Raw genomic sequence first — 15,278 nt, 5'->3', positions numbered from 1 at the left:
GCGGAGAGGTTGCCCTCTCCGCTTTTTTTATTTGACAGCAGCCCTCAATTCTTCCGCCGCAAATTCCACATTCGGGCCAATAATGACTTGAACCGATTGCCCGCCTGATTTGACAACCCCTTTTGCGCCTGCTTTCTTTAGTAGCGCTTCATCCACCAAAGCGGTATCCTTCACAGTCAGTCGCAGCCTTGTGGCGCAATGATCAATGGTTTGAAGGTTTTCTTTTCCGCCGAGCCCTTTCAGCATGATGTTTTCATTTACATCCTGAACAGTATTTTCATCCAGCACTTCATCTACATCATCGTCTTCCCGTCCAGGCGTTTTTAAATTCAAAGCCTTAATCAGTACATAAAACACGATAAAGTATACTGCCGCATAGCATATACCTAACAAAAGCAGAAGCAGCGGTTTTTCTGCGATTCCATAGCTGAGCACATAATCGATAGCTCCAGCTGAAAAAGAAAAGCCTGAACGGATGCCGAGCCAGTTGACGATAAATAAAGATAACCCGGTTAAGACCGCGTGAACAGCGTATAAAAGCGGAGATAAAAACATAAATGCAAACTCAATCGGCTCCGTAATCCCTGTGATAAACGCTGTTAAAGCAAATCCAATCATCATTCCAGCCGTCGCTTTCCGTTTAGACGGCTTCGCAGTCACAACCATAGCCAGACACGCCGCCGGAAGACCGAACATCATGATTGGGAAGAATCCGGTCATATATGTGCCCGCTGTCGGATCTTTCGCGAAAAAGCGCGCCAGATCCCCTGTCACTCCGTTATATTCTCCAAATTGGAACCAGAAAATATTGTTCAGCACATGGTGAAGGCCAAGCGGAATTAACAGCCTGTTGAATAGGCCGAATATGCCTGCCCCGATGCCGCCGAGCCCGAGCATCCACTCTCCAAACGAGTTTATACACGATTGAATCGGCGGCCAGACGACTCCGAATATGCCCGCTAAAATGATCGTAATAATGGCTGTTATAATCGGCACAAGCCGTCTGCCACTGAAGAACCCGAGATATTCAGGCAGCTTGGTATCCTTGAAGCGGTTATAGGTGTAACCGGCAATTAAACCGGCAATAATTCCCCCAAACACCGCCATGTTATTTGTTTTATCAATTGTCTTTGTTGCCGCGTCAAGCATCAGATACGATATCGCCCCTGATAAACCCGCGGCCCCATTGCTGTCTTTTGAAATGCCGATGGCAATTCCGATCGCAAAAATAAGCGGCAGATGATCAAAAACCGCCGTCCCCGCCTGATAGACAAACGGGATATTAAATACATCCTCTCTGCCAAGCGCAAGGATAATTCCAACCGCAGGCAGAACCGCAATCGGGAGCATAAATGACTTCCCGAGTTTTTGTAAAAATGAAAGCATACCCATCCCCCTCATACCCTTTTTTTTCAAATATACCATATAAGATATCTAGTGATCTATACCAATTTTCCCGGGGGTATTTCTTTTTTCCCAGGTCCGGGTGTTTCCTATTTTTAAGACAGTTGTGGTAAGCTTAATCTAGATTATTTAAAAAGAAAGCGGGAATGACAGATGATTGTAACAAACGATCAAGAATTAGAAGGCCTGAAAAAAATCGGAAGAATCGTCGCGCTTGCGCGTGAAGAAATGAAGCGGAAGGCAGAGCCCGGCATGAGCACAAAAGACCTTGACCTTATCGGAAAAGCTGTGCTTGATGAGCACGGCGCCGTTTCAGCTCCTGAGAAGGAATACGATTTTCCAGGTGTGACATGCATCAGCGTAAATGATGAAGTGGCTCACGGCATACCAAGCACATCCAAAATTTTAAAAGCAGGGGACCTTGTCAACATCGACATCTCCGCTGAATTTGGCGGCTTCTATTCCGACACAGGCATCTCATTTGTGCTCGGTGAAGGAGAAGAACGCCTTCATAAGCTTTGCCAATGCGCGGAAAACGCATTTCAAAAGGGGCTTCAGCAGGCAAAAGCGGGCAAGCGCCAAAACCAGATCGGAAGAGCCGTTTATCATGAAGCACGCTCTCAAGGCTTTACCGTCATCAAAACCCTGACCGGCCACGGAATCGGCCGAAGCCTGCATGAAGCGCCGAACCACATCATGAACTATTATGATCCGTTTGATAACGCACTGTTCAAAAATGGCACAGTCATCGCGCTTGAACCGTTTATTTCAACGAAAGCAGAAACGATTGTTGAAGCTGGAGACGGCTGGACGTTCAAGACGCCGGATAAAAGCATGGTTGCCCAAGTTGAACACACGATCGTCATCACAAAAGATGAACCGATTATCCTGACGAAACTGTAAAACACATTCCGGGCTTCCGGCAGGTTTAACCTCCTCCAATAGCAGGTAAAACATCATTATTCTGCACGAGGAGGTCTTGCAATGAACAGAGATCAAGAAAAAATCCAAATTGAAAACGAAATGAACGCGATGCATGGCACAATAAAAGAAGACATTTTAAAAGACTTTGAGGAATTTAAAGGCTACTTGAAAAAACAAGTCAACCGAGGCAAAAAGCTGGGATTGGATGACGGCAAGCTTGTAAAAAGCGCTGCGATCCTGGGAGACTACCTCGCAAAGCATGAAGAGCCGCAAAACGGTGAAGAAATGCTGCTGCAAGAGCTTTGGAGCGTTGCAGACGAAGATGAGAAAGAACATTTGGCACAGCTTCTGGTCAAATTGGTTGATAAACAATAAAACATGAGCCGGGCGATATGCGCCCGGCTTTCTTGATATTGTCACAGCCCGGCTCTTTCAGATATGCTACACTACTATTATGTCTGTGAAAGGAGCCTTTATCTGCATGTGGTTTATTATTTTCGGCATCATTTTTTTCATTGAAGGCATCATTATGACCGTTTACGGCGTTAAGAAAAAAAACGGGATGCTCACATATATCGGCATTGTTTTCGCCATTATGACATTTGGCGTTGTCATGATCAAACTAACCGGCCATTAAATCATATTCGGCTTTTGCTCCGCATATACATACAGAAGAACATTCGTACATCTAGTGCGAAAGGCTCAGTTTTCCCCGCATCTCTTTTCAGCATCTTTTTATAGATGTTACAATGCCAATCGTTTCGAAATCAGATAGGGAAAGGAGTTTTCTGACATGCATTACGGCAGTAAAGGCTGGTATGTGGCAGAACTAAAAAAGCAGGGGATCACGCACCATGAGGGAAGAAAGCTTCAAAGCTATAAAACCTATTTTCTTGCCAACCTGCTTGAAACAAAGAAAAAACAATCTTAAATATGGCAAAGCCGCGCACGTTGATATGCGCGGCTTTTTTCTATTCAACCGGCAGCAGCCTGTCCTTTTTTTTCATAAAGGACGCTCTCCAGCTTTCCGATAGTGCAGCCTCACTTAAAATCAGTTCTATGGCGGTGAGATTTTTTGCATCATGGTAGTTGATGCGGTTGGCGAACTGGACGGAGATGCCCTTCTCTCCTCTGGACAGCAATTCAAGGTTCGCGCCGGGAGACACCCTGCCCTCCTCCAGCACGCGAAAATAAAACCCTGTATAGCCGGTTTGCTGGACCTTCAGCACCATTTCTTTTACACCAAACTTTTTCGCCAGCTTTACACACGGCTGGCGCGGCTGGCTGACCTGAACAACAGCTTCATCAAGCCTGAACACATCCCCGATGCAAACATTCTCCTCAGTCAGGCCCGCGACCGTCAAATTTTCTCCAAATGCGGCATTTGACAGCGGTCTTGAGAGGAACTCTTCCCAAAACGGATAATGCTCCGCCGGGTAGACACAGACAGCCTTATCAGGTCCGCCGTGGTTGACGAGGTCCGCCTGTCCGTCTCCTTCAAAATTCTCCCGATACAGTATGACGGCTGATTCAGCCGGCCGCTTCATGATGCCGGTTTCGATTTTCTTTCCGTCATATTCAAGCGTCTGCGGTTTTCCCAGATTAAGAGAAAGAACTGAATAGCGCTCTGGTTTCATACAAACACATCCCCTTTACAGGTTGTAAAATGATTGATTATCATAAAAAGAAAAGGTGGTTTTTACATGCTTCAATACCGAATCATTGTAAACGGCCGGGTTCAAGGTGTGGGCTTTCGCTATTTTGTTCAAATGGAAGCTGATAAGCGAAAACTGGCCGGCTGGGTCAAAAACCGTGATGACGGGCGTGTCGAGATTTTGGCAGAGGGTCCGGAAAACGCCCTGCAATCGTTTGTTGAGGCTGTAAAGAACGGAAGCCCTTTCTCAAAGGTTACCGACATCTCTGTGACTGAATCCCGCAGCCTTGAAGGCCATCATCGATTTTCTATTGTTTACTCATAAGGCTTATCTTGATAAAAATAGTTCGGCTTAACGATTGAGTTATCATAGGAGCGGTGGAAGATATGAGTGGCAGCGGGTGAAATTGGCGGAATCAGCCACGTCCAGTCTCCCGTCAGCTTTCTGCCCGCTTCTTCCTCCTGTTCTTCAAACCGTTTAAACTGGCTTGCCGCTGTATGATGGTCAACGATGCTGACACCCTGCTTTTTATACGAGTGCAGCACAGCTTTATTCAATTCAACTAGCGCTTGATCCTTCCATAAATCCGTATTGTAATCAGCGGCGATGCCGATCACGGACGCTACTTTTTTCAGCTTGTCGTACCGCTTTTCATCTGCGAGGTTTCTCGCTCCGATCTCCGTGCCCATATACCAGCCGTTAAATGGCGCGGCATTATAATGAATGCCCCCGACCTCAAGCTTCATATCAGAGATGATAGGCACGCCGTACCACTTCAGCTCCAAATCAGAAAACGCCTCGATGTCCGGATGTATGATTGGAACCTCGATCACAAGTGAACGCGGCAGCTCATACCAGACAGGCTGTTCGTCTCCTTTCATGCGAAAAATGAGCGGCAGCAGGTCAAAATCCGTTCGCTCTCCGTGCCAGCCGAGCTCTTCGCAGGCTGCTGTCAGTGAACAGGAAGCCGGGTCACCGATTCTTTCTCCGTCTGACTCATATCCAGCGTACCGGATCAGCTGATGATTCCAGATCTCGACTTGCTTTTCACCCTTCTCTTCCGGAGGGAAAATCGTAATGGTCGGTCTGATTTTGCCGTTATTGGTGGCGGTTTCAATATGGTGAAAGAGGGCGTCACGCACTTCCTCCTTCGTCCGGACGTCTCGTCTGTCAATAACATTCAGCGAATTCCAGAACAATCTGCCGATGCAGCGGTTGCTGTTTCTCCAAGCCATTTTCGCTCCGTGCTCCAGCTCTTCCTTCGTATGTACATAGCTTCCGGTCAGGTCAATTTCGCTTTTAATGTCCTCGAGACGGTCTTTCACTTCCTCCTCCTTTCCCAATTCCTGATAGCATGCGGCAATAAACGCTTTCGCTTCGTTCCAGAGTATTTCTTTTTCTTCCAACAAACTCTCCCCTTCACATCACTTCATGCTTTTCATTGTATCGTTTTTAAGCGGCAAGACAAATGATTTTTCTGCAACTTCCTGGAAAACAATAAAAAACACCCGCGTAATGCGGGTGTCAAATAGACGATAATCGATTTGCCAATTCAGTTAAGTCACTTCGAAAGTTTTTGCCGGTCATCGGTATGCCGTGCCCGGTCAATAACGCTTCCGGTTCAAGACCGGCCAGCTTCAGAATGGACTCAGCGGCCGTCTCTGTGTCAGGCGTGAAATAAGCCGGCGGACCGTGAAGCTCCTGTTTTTGTATCAAGACGTCAGCCATTTTCTCCTGTTCCACTGTAATAACAGCATCACCTGCCACAAGCACGCGGCCGTCATCGCGGAATAACGAAATATGGCCCGGCGTGTGTCCTGGTGTCGCAATCCACATCCACTCGTCAAGAAAAGGGACTGAACCGTCTTCCGGCAGTGCCTGGACATGTGAGGAAATATCGATGGAGTGCCGCGGAAACAGCGGCGACAGCTTGGCGACCAGCCCGCTCTTGCTGTCAGGACGAGCCGGAGGATAATCCTCTTTACCTGTTACATAGGGCATTTCCCGAGAATGGACATAAACAGGCACATCCCAATGCTCAAGGATCTCTTCGATTGCCCCAATATGGTCAAAGTGCCCGTGTGTGAGGATAATCGCCTTCAGCTGAAACCCTTCACCGAATCTTTGTTTGGCTTCATTGACAATCATGCCGGCTGATTGAGGCATGCCGGCATCAATTAAAACAAATGAGTGAGGTTCAGAAGGCAGCTGAATAAAATAGGCATTCGCAATTTGCACAGTCAGGCCGTGCACCCCTTTTGCCGCTTCGAACCCCGTTCCGCTTCTGACTGAAGTCAGCGGCATATAAGGATCACTCATAATGACACCTCCGGAATGTTATATGCCGTTAGTGTGTGTCATTACGCCTGAATTATCATACGGAAATAGAGATCGCACCGATCAATAGAGCGATAGCCGTCATGACGATCACTGCGAGAACCGCCCATTTCAATGCGAATTTTTGATGGTCATCAATAGAAACTCCGACGAGTCCGACAAGCAAATGAGTGGATGGCACAAGCGGACTCAGCATATGAATCGGCTGGCCGATAATAGAGGCTCTGGCAATTTCCACTTTATCCACACCGTATGCGACAGCTGTTTCTGATAAAATCGGCAGCACCCCGTAGAAATACGCGTCATTCGGCATCAAAAATGTGAAAATACCGCTTGTTAAGGCAACAATCGCTGGGATCAATCCGCCCATTTGTTCCGGTATCATGGACACGAGTGAGATCGCCATTTCATCAACCATTTTCGTGCCTGTCAAAATCCCCGTGAACACCCCCGCGGCAAAAATCATTGAACCGATAGCCAGCACGTTGCTGGAATGCGCCGCGATGCGCTGTCTCTGATGCTCGAGATTGGGATAATTCACAATCAGTGCAATACAAAACGCAATGACAAACAGTACGGTTAAACTGACTTTACCCGATACTAAACATCCTATTAAAGAAAGCGTTAACAATAAATTGAACCACCAAAGCTTCGGCCGCTTCCACTCATCTTCAACCGCTGCCGCCGGTTCATTGGCATTAGCTGGCTGTTTCAGTTCAATCACACCAAGGCGCTTTCGTTCCGCTTTTCCAAGCACATACGCAACCGCCACCATACAAAGCATCCCGCTTGCAATGACAGGAATCATCGGCCCTGTTAGCTCAGCTGGATCAACTCCCAGCGCACTCGCCGCCCTCGGCGTCGCACCGCCCCATGGAATCGTGTTCATGATTCCCATGCCGACTCCCGCGATTCCTGCCAAGATAATTGGCCGGATGCCTAGCAGCAAATAGAGCGGAAGCATGGCGCTTGTCGTAATCATGTACGTTGTCGAGCCATCTCCGTCCAAGGCGACGAGCATTGTAAGAACCGCTGTCCCGACAACAATTTTTAAAGGGTCTCCTTTGACCATGCTTAAAATTTTGCCAACCATTGGATCAAACAGGCCTGTATCAATCATAATTCCAAAATATAAGATCGCAAACATAATCATGACCGCAGTCGGCGCGACTTGCTGAATCCCCGAAATCATCATGTCCCCAACTTCAGTAAATCCAAATCCGGCGATAAGCGCAAACACAATCGGCGTCAAAACTAATGCTGTTAAAACAGAAAGCCGTTTTGTCATGATCAATGCCATAAACACAAGCATCATGAGAAAGCCTAAGATTGCTAACACATCCATTCCCCCTTAAATGAATCCGCTTACATTTTTTTCTCCCTTACTCCCCTTTTTGTCTTACCTTTTTGCCATCGTATGGGAAAACCAACCGCAAGTAAATAATTTGGTTTTTTTGTATTTTTAATTTTTTAAAACCGTTTTGTTCTTTTTGATCAATTTTCGGCATGAAAAAAATCCCGGGATGCCGGGATCTTAATTTCCTGTCATGATGCTTTGATAAAAAGCAGATTGCTCTTCTAAAAACCGTTTCGTTTCCCTGCTGTTCAAATAAAAGCTTTCCCAGTCCTGTTCGTTTATTTTCCGCTTCCATTCAGGTGAGGAGGTGACCTTCTTTAGCGCTTGATCCCAGTAAGAAATCTCTTCCTCAGACATATTTTTCGGGCCCAAAATCCCTCTCCAATGAGAAAAAACAAACGGGATTCCCTGCTCCTTCCACGTCGGTACATTTGGAAAACCGGGAAGTCTTTTATCAGACGTTACAGCGGCTAACGTGATATCGCCGTTTCGTTCATATGGTTTCGCTTCAGAAAGTGTCATGGAAGCCGCTTCTATCTCATGTCTGATCAGCGCCTGAATGAGCTGTTCGCTGCTGTCATACTGTGAGAATTGAATGTCAAACGGGTCAATGCCGTACATATCTGCCGCTCTGACGAACGAGAGCTGATCATCATTGCCAAACCCCGGGGCAAAGCCGATTCTCACCTTGCCGGGATGCATGTTGATCTCATACAGCACATCCTTGCCATTTGTTAACGCTGATCCTTTTGGCAATGCAACCGTCTGCCATTCCTTGGAGAGAATGGCGAGCGGCGTAAAATCGGACATTTTTAATTTGCTTTGCCCGAGAAGATCATTGCTCAATATTAGGCTGGACGTCATGCTGATGGTTTGTTTGCTGCTTTTGTTGACATATTTCCAGCCTTTCTCTCCCCCGCCGCCGGATTTATAGACGATATGAACATCTCCCTTCACGATCTGCTTCTGCCTCAAAACTGATTGGATCGCCTGCGCTGTGACATCCCAGCCGCCAGAAGGTTCGGCAGGGACGACAATTTCTATCGGCCCGTCCGGCAGGCGCGGCGCAGCCGCCTGCCTGATATCACCCTGCATAAAGATCAATAGAATAATCAATAGGATTATAGATTTTTTCATATCTAATCCGCCGCCAAATAATATTTTCTCTCCGGCCTGCCGATAATCCCGTATTCAAGCTCGGCTCTTGCTTCTTCCTTTGACACAAGGTACTCGGCATAACGGCGGGCAGTTGTTCGTGACGCCCCCATTTTTTCCCCAAGTTCCTCCGCTGTCAATCCTTCTGACGCAGTCTGAAGCGCTTCCTTAATTTTTCGCAGTGTAATCGAATTAATGCCAGTCGGCAAATCCTCTGCCGGCAAAGCTGTCTTCACACTGTTCCCAAAAATATGGTCGATCATGGATTGGCTGACCTCCGGCTGAGACATGAGCAGCTTCCTTTTTTCTTTATACTGAAGCAGCACCTGCCTGAACTTGTCAGCCGTTACGGGTTTGATCAAATAGTGGGCAATTCCTGCTCTTAGCGCTTCCTGCAAATGCCGGGTTTCTGTTGCCGCTGTGATAATCATAATGTCCACTTCAGGAAATCGGCTTCGTATATCAGGAATCAACGCGGTCCCAAGCTCGTCCGGCATATAAATATCCAGCAGAAGCAAATCAACCTTGTGTTCCTTCAAAAGCGCCAATGTCTCTTTTGCGTTAGCCGCCTTGCCGATAATCTTGAATCCATCAAGCTGTTTAATCAATCTCTCATGGATTTGCGCAACTCGAAAATCATCCTCCGCAATCGCGATGTGAATCAAATGGATTCCCCCTTTGTTTCTCCTTCGGTATAAACACAGTGAATACCGCCCCGCCAGTTTTTTGATTCGCCAGTTCGATCCAGCCGCCCAGTTCACGCACTGAGTCTTTCACATTGGCCAGACCGTAGCCTCTCCTCATCCCCTTTGAAGAATAGCCTCTCTCAAACACAGCTTCTATTTTCTCTGGCGGCACACCGGGCCCTGTGTCTGATACTTCAATGACAATGTCATGGCCCATATCCGTGATAAAAAACAAAACTTCCTTCACGCTTTGCTCCGCTACAGCTTCGAAAGCGTTATCAATTAAATTGCCAATAATCGTAATAAGATGGGACAAGCCGATATGTGCAGGAAGAGGCGCGAGTGAGCTGTTCTCATCAATCACCAGCTTGACCTTCTTTTCCGATGCCTTGCTTATTTTCCCTAACAAAATGGCCTGCACCTGCTGCGAATGAATGTTATGGAATAAAAGATCATGCTGTTCATTTTGCATCGCATATTCCTCTTTAATCAGATCAATGGCTTCATCATACTCCCCAAGTTCAAGCAGCCCTAAAATCGCATAAAGCTTATTTGAAAATTCATGAGTCTGCGCCCTGAGATCCTCAGAATATTTGCGAACCTCTGTCAATGTGTCGATCAGTTTCTTCAGCTCTGTTTTCTCCCTGAAGCTGACGACAATCCCATACGCCTGCCCGCCTTGATTCATCACTTTCGTATTGATAATAAACACTTGATCGTTGACGCTTACCTCCTGGTTCGGCAGCATTTCTCCTTGTTCAAGCACAGACATCAGCCCTGCTCCCGGCATGACGTCATCTATAGGAAGATGGATCACAGGCTCGGGCAGCTTCAGCATCTCGGCCGCCGATACGTTCATCATGGTGACGACGCCTTCACGATTGGTGGCAATAATCCCTTCTCGAATCGCGAAAAGCATTGCGTTTCTCTCACGATATAGAGCCGCGATCTCATGCGGCTCAAGCCCAAGCGTATCCTTTCTGATGCTTTTCGCCAGCACGGCGGCGCCAATAAATCCGAGCAGCAGTACAAGCACAGCAATCACACTCAAATTTCTCAAATGCTTTTTGATGCTTTGCTCTGTCTCCGTTTGCAGAAAATCAACAGACACGCTGCCGATCACTTGGCTGTATCCCTTCTGTTCTTTTATGATCGGCGCGCTTCCTCTGATCACTCTTCGTCCATCCGCTTTTGTTTCAGAAACATGCGAACCACCAAACAAAATTTCTCTGCTGCGCTCCAGTTTCTTTAATCCGCTTTTTCCAGAGGCGCTGCGAATGTCTCCTTTTTCGTCCAAAACATAAATGGCAAACGCGCCAGTCTGTTCTTTCATTTGTTCAATGACCTCTTGCGTCTCAGCCGCATGTCCGCCTTTTCTCTCAATGAGCTCTTTAACCGGCGGCATATAGGAAATGGTTCTCGCCGTTTGAACCGCCAGCTGCTCTGCCTGTCTCCGTTCTCCCTGTGTATGCTGAACGGCTAACGTAATGGTCAGCACACCAATGACAAAGACCAGCAGAGCCGCAATCAGCCCCATTATTTTTGTTTGCAGGGAAAAATGGAACCGCTTTTTCACCACAGCACCAGCCGTCCTTTCTACCTAGATCATACCATTTTTCACAGGCAATTTTCTCATTTTTCAAAATCCGTTTTCTTGCGAAGGAGTGAAAATAAGAAAAAGGCAGACCGCGTCTGCCTTTTTCTTTCTACCATATTCCTAGTACTTTCCACCATAATCCGCCGATCACAAGCCATACGATGATATGAACAATCGACAGAATAAATCCGATGGACCACCATTTGCCTTGTGGGATGTAGCCTGCTCCGAAGAAGACCGGAGCCGCTCCAGAACCGTAGTGAGTCGTTGACCCGAACAGGTTACTGATGAACGCGAGGCTCAGCGCTGCTAAAAGCGGCGGTGCGCCCGCTGCCACGACGACAGCCAAAAATGCTGAATACATCGCACTGATGTGGGCTGTCGCACTTGCAAAGAAATAGTGAGAGTAATAATACACAACAATTAAAATGATGAATGCCACAATCCAAGAGAACCCTGATACGGATGATTTCATGGCATTACTGAACCAAGACACCATGCCTAATTCATTCAAGAAGTTGGCGAGCATGACAAGCGCCGCAAACCAAGTGAGCGTATCCCAAGCGCCCTGTTCTTTCTTGATATCATCCCAAGTCAGAACTTGTGATAATAAGAGAACGGACAAACCGATCAATGCGGTTGTGGTTGCGTCGATGTTGAAGCTGCCGCCAAAAATCCACAGCACAAGCACCAAAAGAAACACGATAACCATGGAAAGCTCTGATTTTTTGAACGGTCCCATTTCTTTCAGTTTTTCTGTTGCGATTTTCGCCGCATCCGGTGTTTCTTTGATTTCCGGCGGATACAGCTTGTAAATCACAAGCGGCGTGATGATTAAGCTTACAAGTCCCGGTACAATCGCGGCAATTGCCCAGCTTGTCCATGTTAAGTCCACCCCTGCGACATCATGGGCCAGCTTGGCAATCAGCGGGTTCGCCGCCATCGCTGTCAGGAACATAGCAGATGTGATCAGATTCCCCTGAAAACCGGTTTTTAATAAGAATGCACCGATTTTTCTCTCTGTTCCATTTGCCGGGCTTGATCCGAATGTTTCGGATAATGATCTGATAATAGGAAATATAATGCCTCCTGCACGCGCCGTATTACTTGGAATAGCAGGTGAAAGTATTAAATCACTGAATAGCAGTGAATAAGAAAGTCCAAGGGTTTTTTTCCCGAATTTCTGAACGAATACATACGAAATTCTAGCACCGAGCCCGGTTTTGATAAATCCCCGGGAAATAAAGAATGCGATAACGATAAGCCAAATGGTCTTATTCCCGAATCCGCTTAATGTATCCTCAATTGATAGTGTTCCAGTTAGTGCAGTAACCGCCAATGCAAAAATTGCAATTGCACCCATTGGCAAGGGCTTGGAGATAAAGCCGATAATTGTTGCGACAAAAATCGCAAACAAATGCCAAGCTTTAGGTTCAAGTCCGGACGGAGCGGGAATAAACCAGATGATTAGTCCCACAGCGACAGTAATAAGCAATGGAACAAGCTTTACTGCTGACTGTTTTCCTGCGTCTTTTTCTGAAGCCATAAATAGGTCTCCTCCTATATACTTGTTTTCCGATCCCCTTTTCCATTCTACTCCTTAACTAAGTTAATAAACATTTTAATTAATTAAAAAACACAAAGGTTAGCACCCTTTGTGTTTTTCACTTTCTTAATTTAATTTACCCGCACCCGCTTGATTTATGACATTTGATTTCACATTAGCAGAAGCATCAATCGATCCATGCAGAGACGGCGTCCAGCCGACAGAAGAGCTCAGCCCGTTTGCAGCCGATGCGTTGATCTGTGTGCCGTTCAGCAACGTGCCGGAGTCATATAAAGCCGTTCCCCCGCTGAATACGCTGATCGTTTTAGCAGCTGACAGTCCCGGTACGTCAATGACATTGTTTTGGGCATAGATTTTAGATGACTTTCCGATTCCCCATGCATAGCTGAAAGGATAACTTGAAGAGCTTGTGCTTCCTTCATAATAGTTGTTGTATACGTGCACTTGCCCGAAACGGACTCTCGGCGCGCGCTGGACAATATTTTTATAGCGGTTATGATGGAGCGTAATTTTTAATTTGCCGTCATCGGAGGTTTTGCTGTCACTTGATCCGAAAATGGAGCTTTTATCATGATCGTGATAATAGTTGTAGGACATCGTGATATAGTTAGCGCCGTTGGACGCATCCGTTTGGCCGTCATGGTGCTGATATTTTCTTCCATAATATTTCGGTGATGTGCTGTCCGGACGCGAACCGTCGTTAAATGTACAGTGATCAATCCAGATGTGTGTGCCGCCGTTTATCGTGATGTTGTCGTATTGTGAGTTCCAGTTTCCTGAGCTTCCGTCAGTCGGATCCCATTGCGGAAAATAATCATAGGCATCCTGGAATTCAATGTTGCGAATAATGACGTTATCACTCTTGATTTGGAAGTTTCCTCCCACGACTTTAGCGTTAGTCCCTGAACCGACGATCGTCGTGTTTGCAGGGATATCCACCATAACCCGTGCTTTTTGGTTTTTCTGAGAGCGTGCTCTCGCTTCTTCTTGTGTTCCCGACGGCTCTTTTTTGCCCCATGTGCTAGGATCATAGGCTTTCAAATATTTGTCCAAATCATACTCCGGATCTTTATAGTCATTTAGACCAAGCGGCTTCAGATTGTCATCTACGTTCATGTCAATCGTTCCCTTGATATAAATGATTTTTGGCGTTGTGTTCGTTTCCTTCCCTAATGCCGAGACAAGCTGGTTTCTGTTGCTGACGGTATACACATTTGAGGACGATGCTTTTGCCCCGCCTGTCGTGCCGGTCGAGTACGCGCCCCAGCCATCATTGGATCCCAACGTCTGGTGGCCTAAATCAGCTGCGTTCACGCCAGCTGGAGTCAATCCTAAAAACAAAGCCGTAGCTAACATCACTTTTTTCATCCACTATGTACCCCCATTTTCTATTTTGTGAGATTTTATTCCAATTTATCACAAAAATATAATAGCAAATTGAGGGACATTCAGAACCGAAAATGTTCCGCTATCCTATTGCGGCATTCTGCAAAATGCCACCGCAAAGACCGCAAAAAAACCAAAAGGCCGTCATAGCCTTTTGGTTTTTTCCTTGCTTTATGCCCAAGCTTTCACTTTTTCGTTATCTGTCACAAAGAGAAGTACTTTTCCTTCATCTAAGCGTTTTTCAAATTGAGCGGCTTCATCTTCAGAAAAACCGATTTCGTGAATTTTATTGCGGAGCTCATCTCCTTTTTTATTGAAGATATTTCCCACCGCGTGCTTGAAACCTGTTTCTTTGGCTCCGATCGTATTAGCATTCGTGTTGTCTGCCAGGCGTTCCGTTCTGTCATCGTCGTGAGCTAAGACGTATACATCCTCTTTCGCAACACCCATTTTCTGTAATTCCTCTACATCCTTCATGAGCTGTTCGTCATTTGTATACTCTTTTACAACTGGTTTCATGTCGATATTCCTCCTTCATGTTTTCTATATTTCTTTCATACCCGATCGTCTGTACCTGAAACAGATTCCAGAACATTAAAGAGAAAAACAGGAGGAATGGTAGTAGCTATTTGTTTTCCGTCCATGGTAAAGTGATAGGAACGGGACTTATTTTCAGAAAAATCAAAATTAAAGAGAAGCCGCTGCACGGAGCACACGACCATGAAACGCTGCCTTTATCCGTACGAGCAGGAGGTATGTCTAATGCAATACTTTTCACCAGAACAGCAATACAATGCTTGGATTGTGAGTGATTTAGTCAAACAGATTTTCCATAAGCGTGCCGGATGTTCACCAGGAATTCACGAGCTTGCGGTTTTTGCCGAGGAACATTTTCATATCGATATCGACTTTGTTTTCTCGATTATCATGAATATCGGCGACATTGAATTTGCACTAACAGATGAAATAGAAAAGAAATTGTCCGGTTATCTCAGCACTCTCCTTCCTTATGTCACTGCTGATATGTTCGAAACCTCTAAAGCCAACGCCCATGCGTTTTTGTCTCGAAGACACGGTAACGCTGCATACCACTTATTTGTGTCTGATGATGCTTTCATGAGAAAGCAGTAAAAACGCAGCTTTCTTTACTAAAAAAATATTGACATGATAAGCCATGCTATTATAGTGTTACATGTGATAATGATTCTCA

Annotated in this window: 18 protein-coding genes; 6 read left to right on the top strand and 12 right to left on the bottom strand. The window is 46.2% G+C overall.

Translation table 11 applies throughout. From position 1 onward, the window contains the following. Positions 1 to 27: 27 nt before the first annotated feature. The gene (gene nagE / locus M1D65_RS04160) at positions 28 to 1,386 is read right to left on the bottom strand and encodes an N-acetylglucosamine-specific PTS transporter subunit IIBC (RefSeq protein WP_456270789.1); all 1,359 of its coding nucleotides are present in this window, start codon (positions 1,384 to 1,386) and stop codon (positions 28 to 30) included. 171 nt (positions 1,387 to 1,557) lie between these two features. Here nagE and map point away from each other — a divergent pair, with 171 nt between their 5' ends. The 4 genes from map (at position 1,558) to M1D65_RS04140 (ending at position 3,259) form a co-directional block, all read left to right on the top strand. Continuing rightward, entirely contained in the window at positions 1,558 to 2,307 is a 750-nt protein-coding gene (gene map / locus M1D65_RS04155; protein WP_003233698.1) for a type I methionyl aminopeptidase, read from the top strand. Between the two features lie 81 nt (positions 2,308 to 2,388). Continuing rightward, positions 2,389 to 2,703 (top strand): DUF3243 domain-containing protein, encoded by a 315-nt coding sequence (locus M1D65_RS04150; RefSeq protein WP_003242951.1) that lies wholly within the window; start codon positions 2,389 to 2,391, stop codon positions 2,701 to 2,703. A gap of 106 nt (positions 2,704 to 2,809) precedes the next feature. Beyond that, complete coding sequence (locus M1D65_RS04145; RefSeq protein WP_003244572.1) at positions 2,810 to 2,965, top strand: hypothetical protein; 156 nt, start codon at positions 2,810 to 2,812, stop codon at positions 2,963 to 2,965. 156 nt (positions 2,966 to 3,121) lie between these two features. Continuing rightward, a complete protein-coding gene (locus M1D65_RS04140) occupies positions 3,122 to 3,259 on the top strand; it encodes a YflJ family protein (protein ID WP_003239885.1) in 138 nt (45 codons plus the stop codon). A 40-nt stretch (positions 3,260 to 3,299) separates the two neighbouring features. Here the strand turns inward: M1D65_RS04140 and M1D65_RS04135 are convergent, their stop codons facing one another. Further along, positions 3,300 to 3,965, bottom strand: a complete 666-nt coding sequence (locus M1D65_RS04135) for an MOSC domain-containing protein (RefSeq protein WP_456270788.1) — start codon at positions 3,963 to 3,965, stop codon at positions 3,300 to 3,302. 66 nt (positions 3,966 to 4,031) lie between these two features. On the opposite strand from M1D65_RS04135, the gene M1D65_RS04130 reads away from it, so the two are divergent. After that, a complete protein-coding gene (locus M1D65_RS04130; RefSeq protein WP_003233709.1) occupies positions 4,032 to 4,307 on the top strand; it encodes an acylphosphatase in 276 nt (91 codons plus the stop codon). Here M1D65_RS04130 and nosA read toward each other — a convergent pair. The 10 genes from nosA to M1D65_RS04080 form a co-directional block, all read right to left on the bottom strand. Next, complete coding sequence (nosA, locus tag M1D65_RS04125) at positions 4,298 to 5,389, bottom strand: nitric oxide synthase (RefSeq protein WP_070548708.1); 1,092 nt, start codon at positions 5,387 to 5,389, stop codon at positions 4,298 to 4,300. The two genes, M1D65_RS04130 and nosA, sit on opposite strands and share 10 nt — an antisense overlap. A gap of 118 nt (positions 5,390 to 5,507) precedes the next feature. Beyond that, positions 5,508 to 6,302, bottom strand: coding sequence for an MBL fold metallo-hydrolase (locus M1D65_RS04120; RefSeq protein WP_456270787.1), 795 nt, complete (start codon positions 6,300 to 6,302; stop codon positions 5,508 to 5,510). Positions 6,303 to 6,357: 55 nt separating this feature from the next. Further along, entirely contained in the window at positions 6,358 to 7,659 is a 1,302-nt protein-coding gene (citM, locus tag M1D65_RS04115; protein WP_003242978.1) for a citrate transporter CitM, read from the bottom strand. A 43-nt stretch (positions 7,660 to 7,702) separates the two neighbouring features. After that, on the bottom strand, positions 7,703 to 7,828 hold the full coding sequence (locus M1D65_RS04110) for a hypothetical protein (RefSeq protein ID WP_257475330.1): 126 nt from the start codon (positions 7,826 to 7,828) through the stop codon (positions 7,703 to 7,705). A 26-nt stretch (positions 7,829 to 7,854) separates the two neighbouring features. After that, positions 7,855 to 8,814: a tripartite tricarboxylate transporter substrate binding protein gene (locus tag M1D65_RS04105; RefSeq protein ID WP_456270786.1), complete on the bottom strand. Its 960-nt coding sequence runs from the start codon at positions 8,812 to 8,814 to the stop codon at positions 7,855 to 7,857. 2 nt (positions 8,815 to 8,816) lie between these two features. Then, the gene (citT, locus tag M1D65_RS04100; RefSeq protein WP_014479151.1) at positions 8,817 to 9,497 is read right to left on the bottom strand and encodes a two-component response regulator CitT; all 681 of its coding nucleotides are present in this window, start codon (positions 9,495 to 9,497) and stop codon (positions 8,817 to 8,819) included. Next, positions 9,469 to 11,097: a two-component sensor histidine kinase CitS gene (gene yflR, locus M1D65_RS04095; RefSeq protein WP_064671899.1), complete on the bottom strand. Its 1,629-nt coding sequence runs from the start codon at positions 11,095 to 11,097 to the stop codon at positions 9,469 to 9,471. Before yflR ends, citT begins: the two co-directional genes overlap by 29 nt. A gap of 127 nt (positions 11,098 to 11,224) precedes the next feature. Then, complete coding sequence (locus M1D65_RS04090) at positions 11,225 to 12,661, bottom strand: anion permease (RefSeq protein ID WP_015383080.1); 1,437 nt, start codon at positions 12,659 to 12,661, stop codon at positions 11,225 to 11,227. Positions 12,662 to 12,787: 126 nt separating this feature from the next. Next, entirely contained in the window at positions 12,788 to 14,050 is a 1,263-nt protein-coding gene (locus M1D65_RS04085) for a pectate lyase (protein ID WP_038829543.1), read from the bottom strand. Between the two features lie 189 nt (positions 14,051 to 14,239). Next, positions 14,240 to 14,587 (bottom strand): general stress protein, encoded by a 348-nt coding sequence (locus M1D65_RS04080; RefSeq protein ID WP_003233729.1) that lies wholly within the window; start codon positions 14,585 to 14,587, stop codon positions 14,240 to 14,242. A 243-nt stretch (positions 14,588 to 14,830) separates the two neighbouring features. Here M1D65_RS04080 and M1D65_RS04075 point away from each other — a divergent pair, with 243 nt between their 5' ends. Beyond that, entirely contained in the window at positions 14,831 to 15,199 is a 369-nt protein-coding gene (locus M1D65_RS04075) for a YfmB family protein (protein WP_003233730.1), read from the top strand. Positions 15,200 to 15,278 lie beyond the last annotated feature (79 nt).

It is taken from the genome of Bacillus sp. JZ39 (assembly GCF_053903145.1).
The sequence above is the reverse complement of the archived record's forward strand: the minus strand, read 5'-3'. Positions and strand labels throughout refer to the sequence as shown.